Below are 16,401 nucleotides of genomic sequence, written 5' to 3' on the forward strand. Positions count from 1 at the left end.
CTTTATTGTTAATCTAACGTAAGCCCAACTGTTATTCATGAGTTGCTGGGTTGATTTTTATTACAATGCACGAATCAATTCCTTCTACCCTCGCTCCCGAAAATTGGCCTTTTAGTTTGGAATTCCTACCACAACCCGCTTACATGGTAGGTGGCGCTGTCCGAGATGCGATCCTGGGCAGAACTCGCGAATATCTGGATCTAGATTTTGTTATACCATCCAAGGCGGTAAAGGTAGCGAGAGCGATCGCTCATCATTACAAAGCTGGTTTTGTGTTACTCGATGCAAAACGACAAATTGCGCGTGTGGTTTTTCCCCACGCCACAGCTGACTTTGCCCAACAGGAAGGGGATAGTTTAGAAGTTGATTTGCACAGACGAGACTTTACAGTAAATGCGATCGCTTATAATCCCCATACGCAAGAAATTATCGATCCTCTGCAAGGTTATGTAGACTTACAACAGGGCATTTTGCGAATGGTGTCACCCGCGAACCTAGAAGATGATCCTTTGCGGTTAATGCGAGGTTATCGTCAAGCCGCTCAACTAGGTTTTACTATTGAGCCAGCTACCCAAGCCGCAATTCGTTCTTTGGCATCGCATATCAGCAAAGTTGCAGCCGAAAGAGTTAGGGTAGAAATTGGCTATCTACTGGCAAATTCTCAGGGTACTCCTTGGATCGCAACGGCTTGGGAAGATGGTTTACTTGCCCCTTTCTTCAAAAATGCCACCCGTGAAAGCTTGCTCCAACTAGCAGCAGTTGACACAGCCGCCGCCTTACTCACAGAAAATTGGCAACAACTAGGGGCACAACTGCAAGAATATGTCCGCGATAGTATTAAAACTACTTGGCTAGCTATTGCCAAACTTGCTTGTCTCGTCAACCCAGATCCCGAATTAGCAGAAATAGAGCTACAGGAACTAACTTATAGTCGTGCCGAAATCCGAGGTGTAACTACTGCTCTGAAATTGTTACCGCAATTTCAAGTAGTTGATATGTCGTTGCGAGAACAATACTTTTTGTTTCATAACGCAGATATTGTGTTCCCCACTACGGCAGTGCTAGCTGTAGCAATTAATAATTTGGTAGAGGCAATATCTGGCGACAAGCCACTATACACAGCAGTGGAAACTAAATCTTTGAGCTACCAAGTTTTAGCACCTTTGATCGACCGCTACCTCAACGCTAACGATGCGATCGCTCATCCCATTCCCCTAGTTAGCGGGAAGGAGTTGATCGTAGCATTAGATATTCCAGCTTCGCCAATTATCGGTCAGCTGCTGACTGAAATTGGTGTAGCACAAGCCGAGGGGAAACTTTCAACACCAGCAGAGGCGATCGCTTATGCACGTCAGTTACTTGATGCTTAAATATACCTAATTAATTTATGGTAATGTACCAAAGGCGATGCCTACGCAATTTTGGCACTCCTGGCTAAGGCTAATAAATCTGCAACTTCAAGTACCTTAAGTATGCCCTACTTACCATAAAATACCGATCTTTATAGTCAATTCTTGCAATAACATACATCATGCTACTATTTGCTTGATATTATAGGCTGCTTTGCTATGTTATTTCCTAAAATTTAGCGCCGATGGACAACCGAATGAATTATACACTAACCTATTCATTTTTATGCTTTAGTTGGTTGCCTGAAGATACTCTCGTACATTAAATTAAACACTTATTAGAAACAAAGACTTTCAGGTTTTTCTGATGGGTGGAGTTTTTATGAATAGCTTTTCTTGGACAGGACTAACTGCTTATGAATGGACAGCCTTTAATTTTGGTTGTTGAACAGAGTTTACATGATTTAGAGCTACTTAATTCTCATCTAGGAATATTAAATTTTTCATCTATTTGTACCAAACAAGGGGTGAGATCTGTGATGTTGGCACAAACTCATCAACCAGATTTAATCCTGCTAGATATGAAGCTATCTAACTTGAGTGCAAACCAAGTCATTGACGATCTCAAGCATGACTCAAAAACTGCTACCATTCCAATCATTGCAGTCACACCTCTAAGAACGGTACAAGACGATCGCTCCACGATGCTTACAGCATTTGATGATTGCATTACTAAACCCTATGATTTTAACCAATTAGAAGTGGTAATCAGTCGCCACATCAGTCAGCTAAATTCCTAACATTTATCTTAGGAATAGATTCGGGATTACGAAGTTCAGGTAATTCCTTGAGAATTACAACAATCCCACTACGGCCTGTTGCTAAATTGGTGTTTGTCATCAGGTAAAGGACAGGTTGACCAATAATTTCCTCAATCAAATTTTTTAAATCTGGTTTAATTATTTTCTCTAAATAGAATCGTACTTGTTCAGCTAAAGTATCATAACCACCTTTTAGTAAAGTTTGTTCAGCTTGGGTAACAGAGTTTTCTAAAGAAATTACGATTTCAGTATCAAAAAAATGACAAATGATTTGGCTAGGAGACTTACCTAGCCTATCATTATATAAACTTATAATCCGCTGTGATATTTCTGTTTCTAATTGTCCAATAGTCGGTTGCACCATTAGTACCTACTATGTAATATTTATTGCTACAAGCGGAAAATTGAAGTATCCAACATTATAGTAGATGATTATGGAATAGTCTGAGAAAATCAATCACTATTTTATATGAAGTTAGTGGCTCAATGTGATGTATTTAGTATGCATTTATTTAAGAATATTTCCAAATTTGACGAAGTAAAATTTGTTAACTAACGATTTATGCAGTGTTCGGCTAATAACTGGATTTGATCGTCATTTGCTCATAGGTAATTAGCTTATTTTGTGCCAAATAAGCTCCCGCGTAGCCCGCCGTGCCTACATCTCCGAACCCAGGAATAATATAGCCATGTGCATCCAAATGGTCATCAATGGCAGCCGCATACAGCGTCACATCAGAATGTAATGTACATTACAAAACTCTCTATACCTTCCAGTACAGCGAATAAGCAGACAAACTTAGGTTCTAATAAAGAGTGTGTTAGCCACTGAGACAATTTGTGAAAAACCAATACAACATATTTGGCATTAATTCTTAGAAGCCCATATCTTCCACTCTGGCGACACATTCTGTACGGCCGAAGCAACTGTGATTCCAACACTTTTCGGTTAAGGGGGAAAAGGAAAAAGGAAAGGGTTTAAATTTACCTTTACCCCAGCCCCAGTAACCTTTCCTCAGCCCAAAAGAGAGATTGTTGGGTTTATCCGAAAAGTATTGACTGTTATTCTGCAATGCCAAAGCGCTTGGCAATTGCTGGTAAATACCAAACTAACTCAACTACGGCTTTGATGATAACCAAATTACCGCCTGGTTTCATAATCTTGCTATTTACCTGCAAACAACCTTTGTCTAGTGCATCTTGCAGTTCTGGCATATTGATGTGAGCTTGAGTAATAGTGCCAAAGGGATCTGTCAGCTACCTCTAGTCAGTAAATATCTAGTGTGGTATTAGTCGTATTGTTGAACACAATCAATCACACAGGAATTTCATAATTAGCGATTAATCACGCCTAATTTAAAGATGACTTTAAAAATGATTTAATCGATATATTTTGTGAGAAAGTTAATACAAAGGTATATTCACTGATCTCAAATTCATGGATTCTTTATTTATCAATTCCTTACTTGAAGAGTTGAAAAACCCGGATGCCACAGTGCGCGACAAGGCAACCAGAAAAATCTGGCGGATCTGGTTTCAGCAAAAGGGAATCTATGGGCTGGAAATAATTGACCGCAGTCAAAAGTTACTGGATGCAGGTGAAATTGCTGAAGCTGAAACATCACTGACGGCATTAATTAAAGACCAGCCAGATTTTGCCGAAGCTTGGAATCGTCGAGCTTTCCTCTATTACAGTATTGGTGATTATCAAAAATCTTTGGCAGATTGTCAGATGGTTGTGCAGATAAATCCAATACATTTTGGGGCACTTCATGGTATGGGCTTATGTTATGCAGCACTAGGAGAGTATGGTCAAGCTATCCGAGCTTTTCAACGTGCTTTAGAAATTCAACCATATTCTCTAGTGAATCAAAAGTTGATTCTAGAATGTACTTTTAGATTCAGCTACAACGGCAGATAGGAGAGAGCATCATACTGTTTTATGAATCCGTTATCATCCTCATCAACAACAATTCATCGCCTTAGTCGCCATAGTTTTATTCAATACACTTCTATCTGAATTAATAGCAGCGTCATTGCTGCTTGTACTAACAGCAACCAACTGTCAACTAACAATTCTCGGTTGAATAAAGTTAACTTTAGTACAAACTAGATAGCACAAGTAGAGCATGGTGGATTTTACTAAGCGATGTCTACCACGGGTTGCGCCTACGCCACTGGTATTTACAAAGACTACAGTTTAGATGTAAGTATCAAAATAAGTGGTCTCTAGGTTCTCAGTGGTACTCAATTGTTGATGGGGGTACGGTAGATTTCTTTATGAGTTATGGTATTGATGCCGTGAATGCCATAGCCACAGTTACAGCAATTTTCAATAAAGACCCTTGGTGTCTTATTGCACATCCCAACTCAGCAATTACAATTTTTGCCGATCTTAGCTTTTTTACTCTGTTAAGCTAAAAGTTTTTCTAACTATAGCGATCCTAAATGAGTTGTGAAAATCGAGAGACTATAGCGGTTCTCGGTTAAGTGAGGTACAAGAACCCCACCCCCAACCCCCTCCCCGCAAGCGAGGAGAGGGCTAAGATGTACCTCATGTGATTAGGAAACGCTACAGGATATAGAGGTTTTGTATTATGTTGTTTACAATCCCCAACGCCGGAGAAAACCACCTTTAGAAGGTTATCGCTTTGTAAATGGTGAATATGTATTGCAACCAGGAAATTTCGTTTGGTTATCAGAGATAGGTTTACCAATTGGTTATGAACGGGGAACCTATCAGGGAATTACGCGGGATTGATTGTATTGGTATGACAAACAAGGAATCACTGCTGAACAACGCACTCAAAGACTGGCACAAGAATTGCGGAAGTTGGGGATCGATCCAGATTCTTTGAGTTGATTTTGTGGGGTGCGATCGCTTTGATTACACTATTATTAATGGCTTATTTGAGAACAGGAATTATAGATGGTTCAGGTGATTGTAGGCGAGATCATAAAAGCGTTCAAATATTCCTGCTCTGCCATTGTTTAGGATTACGTTTGACGTGGTAACAAGCAATTACAGTGATAACATTTTCTTCTACAATATAAATAACACCATAGGGAAATCTACGTATTAATAATCGCCGCGCTTGTCGATACACCACTGGATAAGCTGAAGGGTTACGTCCGATTAATGCTAAACAGCTATCAACTGCACGTACAAACTCCGAACCTACTCCAGAATCACGTTGCTCATACCATTCAAAAGCATCTTGAATATCCAGTTCTGCTTCTAGACTAATTATTAACTGATAGCTCATATCATGTTCGACTTAATACTTATGCCATTGCGAGCGTAGCGCGGCAATCCCAAACTTTTGCGATTGCTTCATTCCACTTCGTTGCATTCGCAATGACATATTATAAGTGATTTGCCGAACATGATATCATTCAGTTAAACCTAGTCTTTGCTTCACGGATTGCCAGGTTGAACCTTGGTTTGGGTTTTGGCGATGCATCTCCAAGCGTCTATCTAATTCTTGTTTTTGCTCATCGCTGAGAGGAACTTCATCCGGTGTAGTAAGAATGCTGTCCCATAAGTCCTCGGCAAGCTGTATACGCTCAGATACACTTAGTTCGGAAATATCGACTTTTAATATGGGGTGCATAGTTGTTGTTAATCTAGTTATTTAGATAAATCTTATTTTAGATTATAAATTACTTATTTTATTCCCAATCAAGATCAAGTAAAGCATCAAGTTTACCTGATTCGGTAAACATTTTAGCAGCTAGTGCCTGTTTGTTTAAAGGCATCCTAGCTTGCTTATGGAAATATTTATTTGCGTAGCATTAGCATTGGCACAATCACTTTTATATGCTATTACAGATTTGATTGAGTTTTCAGACATAAAATGTATCTTTATTTTTAATTGGGTTGGAAATAATATGTCTGCTACCTTAACTTTTCTATACATTTTGACTAAGAGAGCAAGTTGATGAACATTACTCCCAATAAAATTTTATATATAAATCTAGGACCAGGTAACAAATGGCGTAAAGATTGCATTTATACAGATAATACTATACTATTCGTTTAGGTTTCATAGAAGTATCTCATCAACTTTGTCTTGAGTGTAAGTCAAAGAATCAATGGAGTGAACTTGAAGAAGAATTAAAGAAATATTTCAATAAAAAGAAAGTGGCTGAACGTTGTAAGCAAATTCGCAATTTTTATGTATCTGATGAAAATACTTTATGGATAACTATTTTTGAAAAAAAGTTGTGGTGGTGTTTTGCAAATACTGATATAACTCAACGAGGAGATAATACAAAAGATCGTGCTGTTATAGGCAAATGGAATTGTAATAATATTTTAGGTGAGTCTTTAAAATTAGAATATTTTCATGAAAAACTTCAAAAGCCTAATTGCAATCAAACTATTTGTTGCAAAGAAAAATATATTCAAGAAATTTTAGAAAGAATTAATACAAGAGAATATCAGGAAATAAAAAACAATATTTTTGAACATGAGCCACATTTAGCAAATGAAAGGGAGGAAGTTATTCTACAAAGAATAAAAAGGGATCAAGAGATAATATTAGAAATTAAGAATAAATACAATAATTGCTGCCAATTTGAAAATTGTGGATTTACATTTGCAAAAACTAATGGAGGCTTTTATTCGGAAGCACATCATTTAATTCTTTTATCTCAGGAAGGTTCACAAGACGAAAATAATGTTGTTATTTTATGTCCCAATCATCATAGAATGCTACATTATGCCCAAGTAGAAATTAAAGACAAAGAGAACAATAAACGTCTTGTAAAAATTAATGGAGAAAATTACTTTTTAATTTATAAATAACTATTCTATTTTACCCTTGACCCAAGCGCGAAAGGATTTGAGTAAAGCAATTTCTCCTATACTTTTACTCTGCTCAATAAATCTGCTTATCTCACTCACTGAAACTATAGGAAAGGCAATACTAAACTTACACTCGACATGTTGCCCTTCTATCAACTGATAAAATTTAAAATTTTGCCCATCATATCTCCAAAGTTCAGTTACACCCAATGCTGAATAAATTCCCAATTTGTTAACTGAACTCCTGGTAATGTCAATCTCAATTGCTAAGTCAGGCGGCGGATCTGTTTCTAAATTTAGCGTTACCCTATCTCTGACTTTAAATTCATTTTGTATATAATAGCAGTTATCTGGTTCTATACCTCGAAGTGCTAATCGTCGCTTCAGCGTTGTAGAACCAGCACTTTTAATTTCTACTCCCACTTCTTCAGCTAAAGCGAATATCAATCGGTCAAACTGAATTTTAGGATTTTCATGTTCAAAAAGTGGAGTCATGATTTCTAAAACACCGCAGTCATAAGCAAACCGAGAACCTCTATCTTCACCTGTATCTCTCAGCAAGGCTTCAAAGGTTTCCCAGCTAATGTTCTGTAGCACTGTTCTTTGTTCAGCAGGCGTTGACTTGACAAGCATATTACAATACTTCTTGTGTCAGGATATTAGATAAAATCCCGATAATTTTACCTATGTCATTAATATAATATTCGCTCAAGTCAACTTCAATCACTTGCCCAATAAGTTTCAAAAACTTCCAGTTAGTTCCAGTAGTGACAGTCCCATAAATTGTCCGAATGTTATTACCCTCACGCTCATTAAACAATTTAGCTGCTAACATCTCTGCTACACATTGACCTAATCCGGCATTGATATTTTCTTTTTTAGCTTCTACAATTGTGACAACTGGCGCGTTAAGAATTAGTAACTCTGGTGAACGGCTAATAATAAAATCGCAATTTCCATTTAAACCTTGTGCTGAATCAACGGTAAAATCGATACCAGAAAATAAACTTATTTGATTATTTAAATATTTTCTTACCGCAATTAAAATAGGCGCAATAATCATCACTGAACGGGATTTCTCAGTATTACTAGCAAGAGCTAAAGGTACACATTTTCCCGCAATACTTCTGCAAGTAATGGTGGACACTTTACTTCATGTACAGATGCAAATATATCAGTTTTATCAGAAATAGTTAGGTCAAAGGTTTTTCTAACTTTATCTAAAGTAAAGTCACTGGATGACACTTTAGTTGCTCCTGTAAATAATCCAGATAATTAAATTGTGCCAAATATTAGCAAGATATTTGCTGATATTTGGCACAATTAGTATCTAAATATTTTGTAACTTTAAGCAAGGAAACCTGCAAAAAAGTCTAGAGTTTCTTTCAGTGCTTTGATGAAAATATCAATTTCCTCGCGGGTATTGTAGAAAGATAGACTTGCTCGTGCGGTTGCAGCAAGACCTAAGTAACGGTGTAATGGTTGTGTGCAGTGGTGTCCAGAACGGATAGCAACGCCTTCTTGATCTAATAATGTAGATAAGTCATTGGCGTGGACTTCTCCGGCTGTGAACGATGCGAGAGCGGCTCTACCTTCCCCTTTAGCATTTGGTTTAGGGCCGTAAATTCTAATTTGGGGAATTTGCTCTAATTGTTGGAACAAATAAGCCGTCAATTCTGCTTCGTAGGCGTGGATTTTATCCATACCGATACTGGTAAGATAATCTATGGCAGCACCAAGTGCGATCGCTTCTCCAATTGCAGGTGTACCAGCTTCAAACTTGTGCGGTAATTCTGCATAAGTGGAATGGTCTAAATACACCTCTGCAATCATCTCGCCACCACCAAAAAATGGGGGCATTGATTCTAGCAATTCCAATTTGCCATACAGAAATCCTATCCCAGTTGGCGCACACATTTTATGACCGGAAGCTACCAACCAGTCACAATCTATTTTCTGTACATCAATAGGGAAGTGGGGAACACTTTGGCAAGCATCAACTAAAAATTTAGCACCGTAGCTGTGAGCGATCGCACCAATTTCTTCCACTGGGTTAATACAACCCAAAGCATTAGAAATATGCACCACCGACACTAACTTTGTCTTTTCGGAAATCAGCTTTTTAAACTGTTCCAAATCAAAAGTTTCTTCTAGTGTTAATTCTACAAATTTCAGTACTGCACCCGTTTTTTGTGCTACCAATTGCCAAGGCACAATATTACTGTGGTGTTCCATCACCGAAAGAATAATCTCATCCCCAGGCTGCAAATTATTCATTCCCCAACTGTAAGCTACTAGGTTAATCGCCTCACTTGCGTTGCGGGTGTAGACGATTTCCTGACGGGATGCAGCATTAATGAATTTGGCAACTTTATCTCGCGCACCTTCATAAGCATCAGTAGCTTTAGCACTTAGGGAATGGGCACCTCGATGCACGTTAGCATTATATTGCTCGTAATAATCCCGCAGGGTATTTAATACAAACAAAGGCTTTTGCGATGTCGCGGCATTATCGAGATAAACCAGGGGTTTCTCGTTAACTTCCTGATGCAATATCGGGAAGTCAGCGCGAACTTTATCAGCAAGGGTTTTGGTAGGAGTGAAAGTCATTGGTAGATTAGTTATTACTCATTAGTCAGGGACTTGAGATTATTCACTGTGTTTAAAAGGATTTCTCGCAGAGAGGGAACTGGTATTTTATTGATAACTTCAGCAGCGAAGGCGTTAATTAACAACTTACGAGCATCGTTTTCATCAATTCCCCGACTTTGCAGATAGAATATTTCGTCATCTTCTAATTGGCTAACAGTAGCACCGTGAGCGCACTTTACATTATCGGCAGTAATTTCCAATTGGGGTTTGGTATCAACTCTGGCTTTAGACGATAGCAGCAAATTGCGATTCAACTGGGATGCATTTGTTAACTGCGCTAGTTTGGGTACAAAAACTTTACCATTGAATACCGCATGAGCGCGATCGCCTACAATACATTTATGCAATTGGTCACTTGTACCGTGAGGATAGTTGAGTGCGATCGCACTGTGAGTATCAGACAATTGCTTACCAGAAATGATCGTCAAACCATTGAGAGTAGTTTGTGTCTGCTCACCAGTTTGCAAAATTTCTAAATTGTGCCGTGACAACTTCGCACCTAAAGTTATGGCATGACAAGTATATCGACTATCACGAGCCTGTGCGATCGCAGTTTTCCCAATATGAAAAGCCTCTGCACCTTCTTGCTCAACCCTAGTGTGGCTCACTTGGGCATTGTCACCAACCCAAATTTCCGTAACCGCGTTAGTTAAGTAAACTTCTTTCTCTGCGCTCTCTGCGCCTCTGCGGTTCGTATACTCTTCAACCAATGTCACCTGCGAACCACTTTCCGCCACCACCAAACAACGCGGCTGTGAAATCGTCGCCGTCTCACCTGAAATAAACACCAAATGAATAGGCGTTTCAACTACCACATTCTTCTTCACCCACACCACAGCTGCATCAGTTATCCCAGCCGTATTGAGAGCAGTAAAAACTTCCTGCGCTCCCTCAGCTTGAGCTAAATACTGCTGTACACCCTCCTGCTCAACCACAGACAAACCAGCCAAATTACTCACCACAATTCCAGATGGTAAATCTGAAACTGCGGATAACTCCGGCGCAAAAACGCCATTCACAAATACCAAACGACTATTAGCCGCTTCTGGCAAAATATCAAATTCTAGAGACGCAAAATTTCCCATCTCTACATGAAATTGCACATTTCGCAGAGACGACAAATCAGTAAATCGCCATTCTTCCTCGCGGGTAGTCGGGATAATCGAGTGGCGTACCCAATTAGCAGCACTTTGGCGTAATTCCTGCAACCAACCTTCTGTTTTAGTTGCCGTTACTTGATTTAACAACCCAGTCAGATAATCATCTCTATCTAACATTGATGTCAAACTGACTGCATTTGAATTAGGTATTGCACTAGGAGATACTTGAATATTCATTACACACCCACCTCAGCAGCTGCAAATTCTTCTAGCACCCAGTCATAACCGCGAGACTCTAATTCCAGCGCCAGTTCTTTACCACCACTTGTAATAATCTGTCCCTGTGCCATCACATGCACAAAATCAGGCACAATATAATCGAGTAATCGTTGGTAGTGAGTAATCAAAATTGTAGAATTTTCTGGAGTTGCTAGTTGATTTACCCCATTCGCCACAATTCTGAGTGCGTCAATATCCAAACCCGAATCTGTTTCATCCAGAATTCCCAACTTTGGTTCTAGCAGCGCCATTTGCAGAATTTCATTCCGCTTCTTCTCGCCACCAGAAAACCCTTCATTCAAACTGCGACTGAGAAAACTGGGATTCATCTTCACCACATCCAGCTTTTCCTCAATCAAATCATCAAAATCAAAAGCGTCTATTTCCTCTAAACCTTGCGCCTTCCGCCGGGAATTGTACGCCACCCGCAAGAAATCCAAATTGCTCACACCCGGAATTTCTAACGGATACTGAAACGCCAAAAATACACCACTTCTAGCCCGTTCCTCCGGCTCCAACTCCAGCAGATTTTGCCCCTGAAAAATCACCTCACCGCCAGTCACCTCATACGCCGGATGCCCAGCCAACACCTTAGAAAAAGTACTCTTACCAGAACCATTCGGCCCCATAATCGCATGAATTTCACCCGATCGCACCTCAAGATTCACACCCTTAAGAATCGGTGTCCCATCAACATTAGCCGTCAGATTCCGTACTGACAGCACAACTTCACTATTTTCAATAATCATCTTCTCTCCCTTCTCTCTTCGCGCTCTTAGCGTCTTCGCGGTTCGTTACTCTTCCAAAAGATAAACACAGAACGCCGATGTCTCTGTGTTTATCCTTGCTTCCATTTATCCAACACTGCCTTCCAACTTCAAACTCAACAACTTATCAGCTTCCACAGCAAACTCCATCGGTAGCTGATTGAAAACATCCTTACAGAAGCCGCTAATCATCATCGAAATCGCATCTTCTGAAGAAATACCCCGTTGAGCAAAGTAAAATAACTGATCTTCCCCAATCTTAGAAGTAGAAGCTTCATGCTCCACCTTCGCACCGTTATTTTGCACCTGAATATAAGGGAAAGTGTTGGCATGGGCATTATCCCCAATCAGCATTGAGTCACATTGAGAATAATTTCTCGCCCCCTTAGCCGTCGGGTTAACTTTCACCAAACCCCGGTAACTATTACTAGAATTACCTGCGGAGATTCCTTTAGAAATAATTGTACTGCGGGTATTCTTACCTACGTGAATCATCTTACTACCCGTATCAGCTTGCTGCATGTGATTTGTCAGCGCCACGGAGTAAAACTCACCCACAGAGTTATCACCCACCAACACACAGCTAGGATATTTCCAAGTAATCGCTGAACCTGTTTCTACTTGAGTCCAGGAAATCTTGGAATTTACGCCCTGACACAAACCGCGCTTGGTGACAAAGTTGTAAATACCGCCTTTACCGTTGGCATCCCCAGCGTACCAGTTTTGTACAGTGGAGTATTTAATTTCGGCGTTGTCGAGGGCGACAAGTTCCACAACGGCGGCGTGCAATTGGTTGCTATCATACATCGGTGCGGTGCAACCTTCGAGGTAAGAAACATAACTACCTTCTTCGGCGACAATCAAAGTCCGCTCAAATTGTCCCGTGTCACCAGAGTTGATGCGGAAGTAGGTAGACAGTTCCATTGGGCATTTCACGCCTTTAGGAATGTATACAAAAGAACCATCGCTAAATACGGCGGCGTTCAAGGCGGCAAAATAATTGTCAGCTATAGGAACAACGCTACCCAAATATTTTTTAATTAGTTCTGGGTGTTCTTGCAACGCTTCCGAAAACGAACAGAAAATAACGCCATCTTCCGCTAGCTTTTCTTTAAATGTAGTGGCGACAGAAACGCTATCGAAAATTGCATCAACGGCGACATTTGCCAGCCGCTTCTGTTCAGATAGGGAAATGCCTAACTTCTCGAAGGTTTCTAAAAGGGTTGGATCAACTTCATCCAAGCTGTTTAGTTTTTCTTTCTTACGTTTCGGCGCTGAGTAGTAAATGATATCCTGATAATTGATTGGCGGATACTTGACATTAGGCCAAGTTGGTTCCGTCATTTTTTGCCACTGGCGATAAGCTCTGAGGCGAAAGTCCAGCATGAACTGCGGCTCGTTCTTCTTAGATGAGATCAAGCGAACAACGTCCTCGTCTAGTCCACGCGGAATAGTGTCGGCTTCAATATCTGTAATAAAGCCGTACTTGTAGGGTTGGTTGACTAAGGTTTTGACAGTGGCACTCATCAGTAATAATCTCTCGTGTTCTGAACTCTTTTAGGATGGGAGACGGGCTGCGGCTAACCGATTTCCATCTCCCGTTACGGAATGGTTACACGCCTGCTAGAATAGTGGTGGAGAGTAAAACAACAGCTATGTTGTTTAATCTATCTTCATTTTACGCTAAATTAACAACAACAATGTTGTCTAAGTCAAACAATTTTGGATTTTAGATTTGTAATTTTGGTGAAGCAGCGTGGTCTTCTCCCAAAGGGAGAGGCTAGCGCCAAGGGGGTTTCCCCCATGAGTGACTGCTGAACCCGAAGGGATTGAAAGAGACCACAAGGGTGCTTGGCTCAAGGATTTTAGATTGACGATAGCGTAGCGGGGCATATACCAGAAAACTTTTTTAATCCAAAATCCAAAATCCAAAATCGGCACGGTCAAATTTTCAAAGAAATTAATTTTTGGGGCGTTCGCTGAACGTCTCGCACCACATGAAGATGGCGACTACCCACCAGTCCTCAACCAAGCAAGATATCCTAGAATATCTGCACAAACACGAAAAAGCAACGGCTTTGGAGCTAGCTGAAGTTTTAGACGTTACCCCCCAAGCGATTCGTCGCCATCTCAAAGATTTGGAGACGGAGGAGCTAGTTTTGTATTCTACATCAGTGCAGGCGGCGGGGATGGGGCGGCCGCAGCATCTTTATCAACTGAGTCGTCAAGGACGCGATCGCTTGCATCGAACAATGAGCGATCGCTTTGGTGATGGCCACGGAAATTTTGCGGTTTCGCTGCTAGACACCTTAGCCGAAACGGTAGGACATGACCAATTTAAATCGATTTTAGAGAAACAGTGGCAGCGCAAAGCCAAAGAATACCGCGATCGCGTTGGTAATGGTTCACTGCGAGAACGTGTAGCCAACTTAGTAGAGTTGAGAAAAGCGGAAGGCTTCATGGCAGAGTATCACGCTGTTGATGTAAATGACTGCTTTGAGAGCGATCGCTTTATCTTAATGGAGCATAACTGCGCCATTTCCAACGTTGCCGAGTCTTTCCCCAGCATCTGTGGTCACGAATTAGAAATGTTTGCAGCCGTCTTACCAGATTGTACCGTAGAACGCACCCACTGGATTATTGATGGCGAGCATCGTTGCGGTTATTTAGTACAAATTCGTCAGTAAAATTATCATAGATAAACTCGGTTTACATCTAGCCCTGGTAATGGATAATAGCTGAATAGCAACTACCTATTATCAATAATCAACTAAGTTTGAGATAGCATTTATGGATGTACCACCACAGCAACCATCAGCACAATTTTTAACCCTGGAAGAGTCAGCAAAAGTAGACGCGGCGTTGTTGTCTTCCCCAGAAAAATTTTTGACAAGATTGACAATTTCATCACTTAAGCTTTTGAAGCATATCGCCCAAGAGTACAGCGTTGCTATTGAAGATTTGACAGCACAGCAAGTAATTGCCTGGTTTGAAAAAGATGGCAAAATTCGACGCGAGCAGGGAATTGAAGGTTCATATCTCAAATGGTGAACCCTGAAAGGCGGGTTTTTCTAGGTCATAGCAATTATTTCTAGTTAGTTGTAAATTTTGTTGGTAACTATAATACTCTAATTTTAAATAATAAATAAAAAGCACCTTTTTCAAGGTGCTTTTATTTGAAAATAAATAATATTTTCTTTGTCAAACAATTAAACAATTATTTAAGCATTGTAATTGTTAGTAGTACGAGGACTACGAGCGCCAGTTACGGCTCCAATCATTGAAGCTATTAAACCCAACAAAGAACCAAACACAAACCACCATAATCCCGAACGTATATTAGCTGCCGTTTCACGAGCTTGTTGGGCACTTATGTTTGTTTGTGGTACATTAACACCACCTTGCTGTTGTACCTGGTTTATGACTTCTCCTGCGTTAGAAGCAGCAACACCAAAAGCACCAGATACTCCACTTGCTAAAAGCCATGAGCTAACTGCCAAAGTCGTTGCCCAAAGAATTGCGCCGTTCAGAAGAGCTGTATTGCGGTTCATCGGCCCACAAGCACGGGCTGTAACCCAACCACCAGTAAATAGGGAAATTAGTAAAGCGATAGTTGACCAAAGCCCCGCATTACCCGCAGCGTTAGGAGCAATTGTTCTAGGTGCACCTGAACCTGCAACTGTGCCTGCCGCAACCGCAGCAATGATAGAACTCAAAATTAATTGTGTAGCCAAAGAAACCAACAAACCAGCAATAATTGGCCCCCAGCGAACACGGTCGTGATATTCAGCTACTCGACCTGCTACCACAGTATCAGTAGATATAACGTCATTGCCTGTCCGATTTACGTATGACATCGCTTATGTTCTCCAGTGCTGTTTCAGCAAAGTTCCTGCTCGGGTATATTTATCTTTATGCTTAAAATTAAATAACTAAATGTTCTATTTTAATCTCTATCGATAGAAAGATTTAATAGGTCTATCTTTAGCTAGAAAAAACAAACTTTATTTAACAATTATTAATATAATTTAGTGTTTATTTATGTATTTTTCCTAAAATTTCCATCTAAAAACTCTTAACTTAAAATATAACTATTAACTAGCTATCAGAAACCAGCTTTAACGATGTATGCCATTAGACTTAATCTAACTAAAGCTTTGTAATGAATGTCAAAAGTTAAAATCATCAAAAGCTAACGCATCCTGACAGCAGTACCTGTGGCAGTAATCAGCAAAAGCACTCCTGATTGGTCAAGATTTATTGTGCCAGTATCAATTTCAATCCCGATTACAGCGTTTGCTCCTAAACGTTGTGCACGTTGTTCTAATTCTTCTAGTGCCTTGCGTTGACCCTGCTCAAATAGACGCTCATAGCTAGCAGTGCGTCCACCAATAATATCTCGAATCCCAGCCAAAAAATCTCGCAAGAAATTGCTGCCGTAAACTACTTCTGCTGTCACAATGCCTAAATATGACTCAATCACGGCTCCTTGAATTACATCAGTGGTAGTTATAATCATAAATTAACCTCCTATATGGGATATATCTTGATATTTATTATTAAAGTATTTTGATAAATATTTCAATAATTGTAACTATTATTACAGATACAGGTTTGATAAAC

Annotated in this window: 18 protein-coding genes and 3 pseudogenes; 8 read left to right on the top strand and 13 right to left on the bottom strand. The window is 40.0% G+C overall.

What is annotated here, in order from left to right:
• Nucleotides 1-65: 65 nt before the first annotated feature.
• Nucleotides 66-1,370: a CCA tRNA nucleotidyltransferase gene (locus tag CDG76_RS25810; protein WP_094351734.1), complete on the top strand. Its 1,305-nt coding sequence runs from the start codon at nucleotides 66-68 to the stop codon at nucleotides 1,368-1,370.
• A 395-nt stretch (nucleotides 1,371-1,765) separates the two neighbouring features.
• Nucleotides 1,766-2,149 carry a response regulator gene (locus CDG76_RS25815; protein WP_094351735.1) on the top strand — a complete coding sequence of 128 codons (384 nt, stop codon included), beginning with the start codon at nucleotides 1,766-1,768 and terminating at the stop codon, nucleotides 2,147-2,149.
• Here the strand turns inward: CDG76_RS25815 and CDG76_RS25820 are convergent.
• The 3 genes and pseudogenes from CDG76_RS25820 to CDG76_RS25830 all read right to left on the bottom strand — a co-directional run.
• Nucleotides 2,130-2,534: a DUF2294 domain-containing protein gene (locus tag CDG76_RS25820; RefSeq protein WP_094351736.1), complete on the bottom strand. Its 405-nt coding sequence runs from the start codon at nucleotides 2,532-2,534 to the stop codon at nucleotides 2,130-2,132. The two genes, CDG76_RS25815 and CDG76_RS25820, sit on opposite strands and share 20 nt — an antisense overlap.
• Nucleotides 2,535-2,745: 211 nt before the next feature.
• Nucleotides 2,746-2,904, bottom strand: a complete 159-nt coding sequence (locus CDG76_RS39715) for a hypothetical protein (RefSeq protein ID WP_317616139.1) — start codon at nucleotides 2,902-2,904, stop codon at nucleotides 2,746-2,748.
• Between the two features lie 331 nt (nucleotides 2,905-3,235).
• Nucleotides 3,236-3,418, bottom strand: a pseudogene (locus CDG76_RS25830) (GTP cyclohydrolase II); the annotation flags it as partial.
• Nucleotides 3,419-3,608: 190 nt separating this feature from the next.
• On the opposite strand from CDG76_RS25830, the gene CDG76_RS25835 reads away from it, so the two are divergent.
• From CDG76_RS25835 to CDG76_RS25840, 3 genes and pseudogenes are all read left to right on the top strand, one after another.
• A complete protein-coding gene (locus CDG76_RS25835; protein WP_094351738.1) occupies nucleotides 3,609-4,091 on the top strand; it encodes a tetratricopeptide repeat protein in 483 nt (160 codons plus the stop codon).
• Nucleotides 4,092-4,450: 359 nt separating this feature from the next.
• Nucleotides 4,451-4,591, top strand: coding sequence for a hypothetical protein (locus CDG76_RS37705; RefSeq protein ID WP_190240984.1), 141 nt, complete (start codon nucleotides 4,451-4,453; stop codon nucleotides 4,589-4,591).
• A 157-nt stretch (nucleotides 4,592-4,748) separates the two neighbouring features.
• Nucleotides 4,749-5,033 (top strand): annotated as a pseudogene (locus CDG76_RS25840) (hypothetical protein); the annotation flags it as partial.
• Nucleotides 5,034-5,136: 103 nt separating this feature from the next.
• On the opposite strand, the gene CDG76_RS25845 reads toward CDG76_RS25840, so the two are convergent.
• Nucleotides 5,137-5,436: a type II toxin-antitoxin system RelE/ParE family toxin gene (locus tag CDG76_RS25845; protein ID WP_094351739.1), complete on the bottom strand. Its 300-nt coding sequence runs from the start codon at nucleotides 5,434-5,436 to the stop codon at nucleotides 5,137-5,139.
• Between the two features lie 126 nt (nucleotides 5,437-5,562).
• Nucleotides 5,563-5,784: an addiction module protein gene (locus CDG76_RS25850; protein ID WP_094351740.1), complete on the bottom strand. Its 222-nt coding sequence runs from the start codon at nucleotides 5,782-5,784 to the stop codon at nucleotides 5,563-5,565.
• Nucleotides 5,785-6,314: 530 nt separating this feature from the next.
• On the opposite strand from CDG76_RS25850, the gene CDG76_RS25855 reads away from it, so the two are divergent.
• Nucleotides 6,315-6,980 carry an HNH endonuclease gene (locus CDG76_RS25855; RefSeq protein ID WP_190240985.1) on the top strand — a complete coding sequence of 222 codons (666 nt, stop codon included), beginning with the start codon at nucleotides 6,315-6,317 and terminating at the stop codon, nucleotides 6,978-6,980.
• On the opposite strand, the gene CDG76_RS25860 is transcribed toward CDG76_RS25855, so the two are convergent.
• From CDG76_RS25860 to sufB, 6 genes and pseudogenes are all read right to left on the bottom strand, one after another.
• Nucleotides 6,981-7,613: a Uma2 family endonuclease gene (locus CDG76_RS25860; RefSeq protein WP_094351742.1), complete on the bottom strand. Its 633-nt coding sequence runs from the start codon at nucleotides 7,611-7,613 to the stop codon at nucleotides 6,981-6,983.
• A 1-nt stretch (nucleotide 7,614) separates the two neighbouring features.
• Nucleotides 7,615-8,225 (bottom strand): annotated as a pseudogene (locus CDG76_RS25865) (hypothetical protein).
• A gap of 102 nt (nucleotides 8,226-8,327) precedes the next feature.
• Nucleotides 8,328-9,590 carry a cysteine desulfurase gene (locus tag CDG76_RS25870; protein WP_094351743.1) on the bottom strand — a complete coding sequence of 421 codons (1,263 nt, stop codon included), beginning with the start codon at nucleotides 9,588-9,590 and terminating at the stop codon, nucleotides 8,328-8,330.
• Nucleotides 9,591-9,604: 14 nt separating this feature from the next.
• The gene (gene sufD, locus CDG76_RS25875; protein ID WP_094351744.1) at nucleotides 9,605-10,969 is read right to left on the bottom strand and encodes a Fe-S cluster assembly protein SufD; all 1,365 of its coding nucleotides are present in this window, start codon (nucleotides 10,967-10,969) and stop codon (nucleotides 9,605-9,607) included.
• Nucleotides 10,969-11,760 carry a Fe-S cluster assembly ATPase SufC gene (gene sufC / locus CDG76_RS25880; protein WP_094351745.1) on the bottom strand — a complete coding sequence of 264 codons (792 nt, stop codon included), beginning with the start codon at nucleotides 11,758-11,760 and terminating at the stop codon, nucleotides 10,969-10,971. The genes sufD and sufC overlap by 1 nt, the downstream gene beginning before the upstream one ends.
• Before the next feature lie 105 nt (nucleotides 11,761-11,865).
• Complete coding sequence (gene sufB, locus CDG76_RS25885) at nucleotides 11,866-13,305, bottom strand: Fe-S cluster assembly protein SufB (protein ID WP_094351746.1); 1,440 nt, start codon at nucleotides 13,303-13,305, stop codon at nucleotides 11,866-11,868.
• A 476-nt stretch (nucleotides 13,306-13,781) separates the two neighbouring features.
• Between sufB and sufR the strand changes: the two genes are divergently transcribed.
• On the top strand, nucleotides 13,782-14,465 hold the full coding sequence (gene sufR, locus CDG76_RS25895) for an iron-sulfur cluster biosynthesis transcriptional regulator SufR (protein WP_190240986.1): 684 nt from the start codon (nucleotides 13,782-13,784) through the stop codon (nucleotides 14,463-14,465).
• A gap of 103 nt (nucleotides 14,466-14,568) precedes the next feature.
• Nucleotides 14,569-14,829, top strand: coding sequence for a hypothetical protein (locus CDG76_RS25900; RefSeq protein ID WP_094351749.1), 261 nt, complete (start codon nucleotides 14,569-14,571; stop codon nucleotides 14,827-14,829).
• Between the two features lie 170 nt (nucleotides 14,830-14,999).
• On the opposite strand, the gene CDG76_RS25905 is transcribed toward CDG76_RS25900, so the two are convergent.
• Both CDG76_RS25905 and CDG76_RS25910 read right to left on the bottom strand, forming a co-directional pair.
• Nucleotides 15,000-15,635, bottom strand: coding sequence for a hypothetical protein (locus CDG76_RS25905; protein WP_094351750.1), 636 nt, complete (start codon nucleotides 15,633-15,635; stop codon nucleotides 15,000-15,002).
• A 335-nt stretch (nucleotides 15,636-15,970) separates the two neighbouring features.
• Nucleotides 15,971-16,297, bottom strand: coding sequence for a YbjQ family protein (locus CDG76_RS25910; protein ID WP_094327544.1), 327 nt, complete (start codon nucleotides 16,295-16,297; stop codon nucleotides 15,971-15,973).
• Nucleotides 16,298-16,401: the final 104 nt, after the last annotated feature.

Source organism: Nostoc sp. 'Peltigera membranacea cyanobiont' 210A (assembly GCF_002246015.1).
GTDB lineage: Bacteria > Cyanobacteriota > Cyanobacteriia > Cyanobacteriales > Nostocaceae > Nostoc.

Coding starts and splice junctions, on each gene's coding strand:
- CDG76_RS25810 (WP_094351734.1), top strand. CDS start 66: ATGCACGAATCAATTCCTTCTACCCTCGCTCCCGAAAATTGGCCTTTT.
- CDG76_RS25815 (WP_094351735.1), top strand. CDS start 1,766: ATGAATGGACAGCCTTTAATTTTGGTTGTTGAACAGAGTTTACATGAT.
- CDG76_RS25820 (WP_094351736.1), bottom strand. CDS start 2,534: ATGGTGCAACCGACTATTGGACAATTAGAAACAGAAATATCACAGCGG.
- CDG76_RS25835 (WP_094351738.1), top strand. CDS start 3,609: ATGGATTCTTTATTTATCAATTCCTTACTTGAAGAGTTGAAAAACCCG.
- CDG76_RS37705 (WP_190240984.1), top strand. CDS start 4,451: ATGAGTTATGGTATTGATGCCGTGAATGCCATAGCCACAGTTACAGCA.
- CDG76_RS25845 (WP_094351739.1), bottom strand. CDS start 5,436: ATGAGCTATCAGTTAATAATTAGTCTAGAAGCAGAACTGGATATTCAA.
- CDG76_RS25850 (WP_094351740.1), bottom strand. CDS start 5,784: ATGCACCCCATATTAAAAGTCGATATTTCCGAACTAAGTGTATCTGAG.
- CDG76_RS25860 (WP_094351742.1), bottom strand. CDS start 7,613: ATGCTTGTCAAGTCAACGCCTGCTGAACAAAGAACAGTGCTACAGAAC.
- CDG76_RS25870 (WP_094351743.1), bottom strand. CDS start 9,590: ATGACTTTCACTCCTACCAAAACCCTTGCTGATAAAGTTCGCGCTGAC.
- sufD (WP_094351744.1), bottom strand. CDS start 10,969: ATGAATATTCAAGTATCTCCTAGTGCAATACCTAATTCAAATGCAGTC.
- sufC (WP_094351745.1), bottom strand. CDS start 11,760: ATGATTATTGAAAATAGTGAAGTTGTGCTGTCAGTACGGAATCTGACG.
- sufB (WP_094351746.1), bottom strand. CDS start 13,305: ATGAGTGCCACTGTCAAAACCTTAGTCAACCAACCCTACAAGTACGGC.
- sufR (WP_190240986.1), top strand. CDS start 13,782: ATGGCGACTACCCACCAGTCCTCAACCAAGCAAGATATCCTAGAATAT.
- CDG76_RS25900 (WP_094351749.1), top strand. CDS start 14,569: ATGGATGTACCACCACAGCAACCATCAGCACAATTTTTAACCCTGGAA.
- CDG76_RS25905 (WP_094351750.1), bottom strand. CDS start 15,635: ATGTCATACGTAAATCGGACAGGCAATGACGTTATATCTACTGATACT.
- CDG76_RS25910 (WP_094327544.1), bottom strand. CDS start 16,297: ATGATTATAACTACCACTGATGTAATTCAAGGAGCCGTGATTGAGTCA.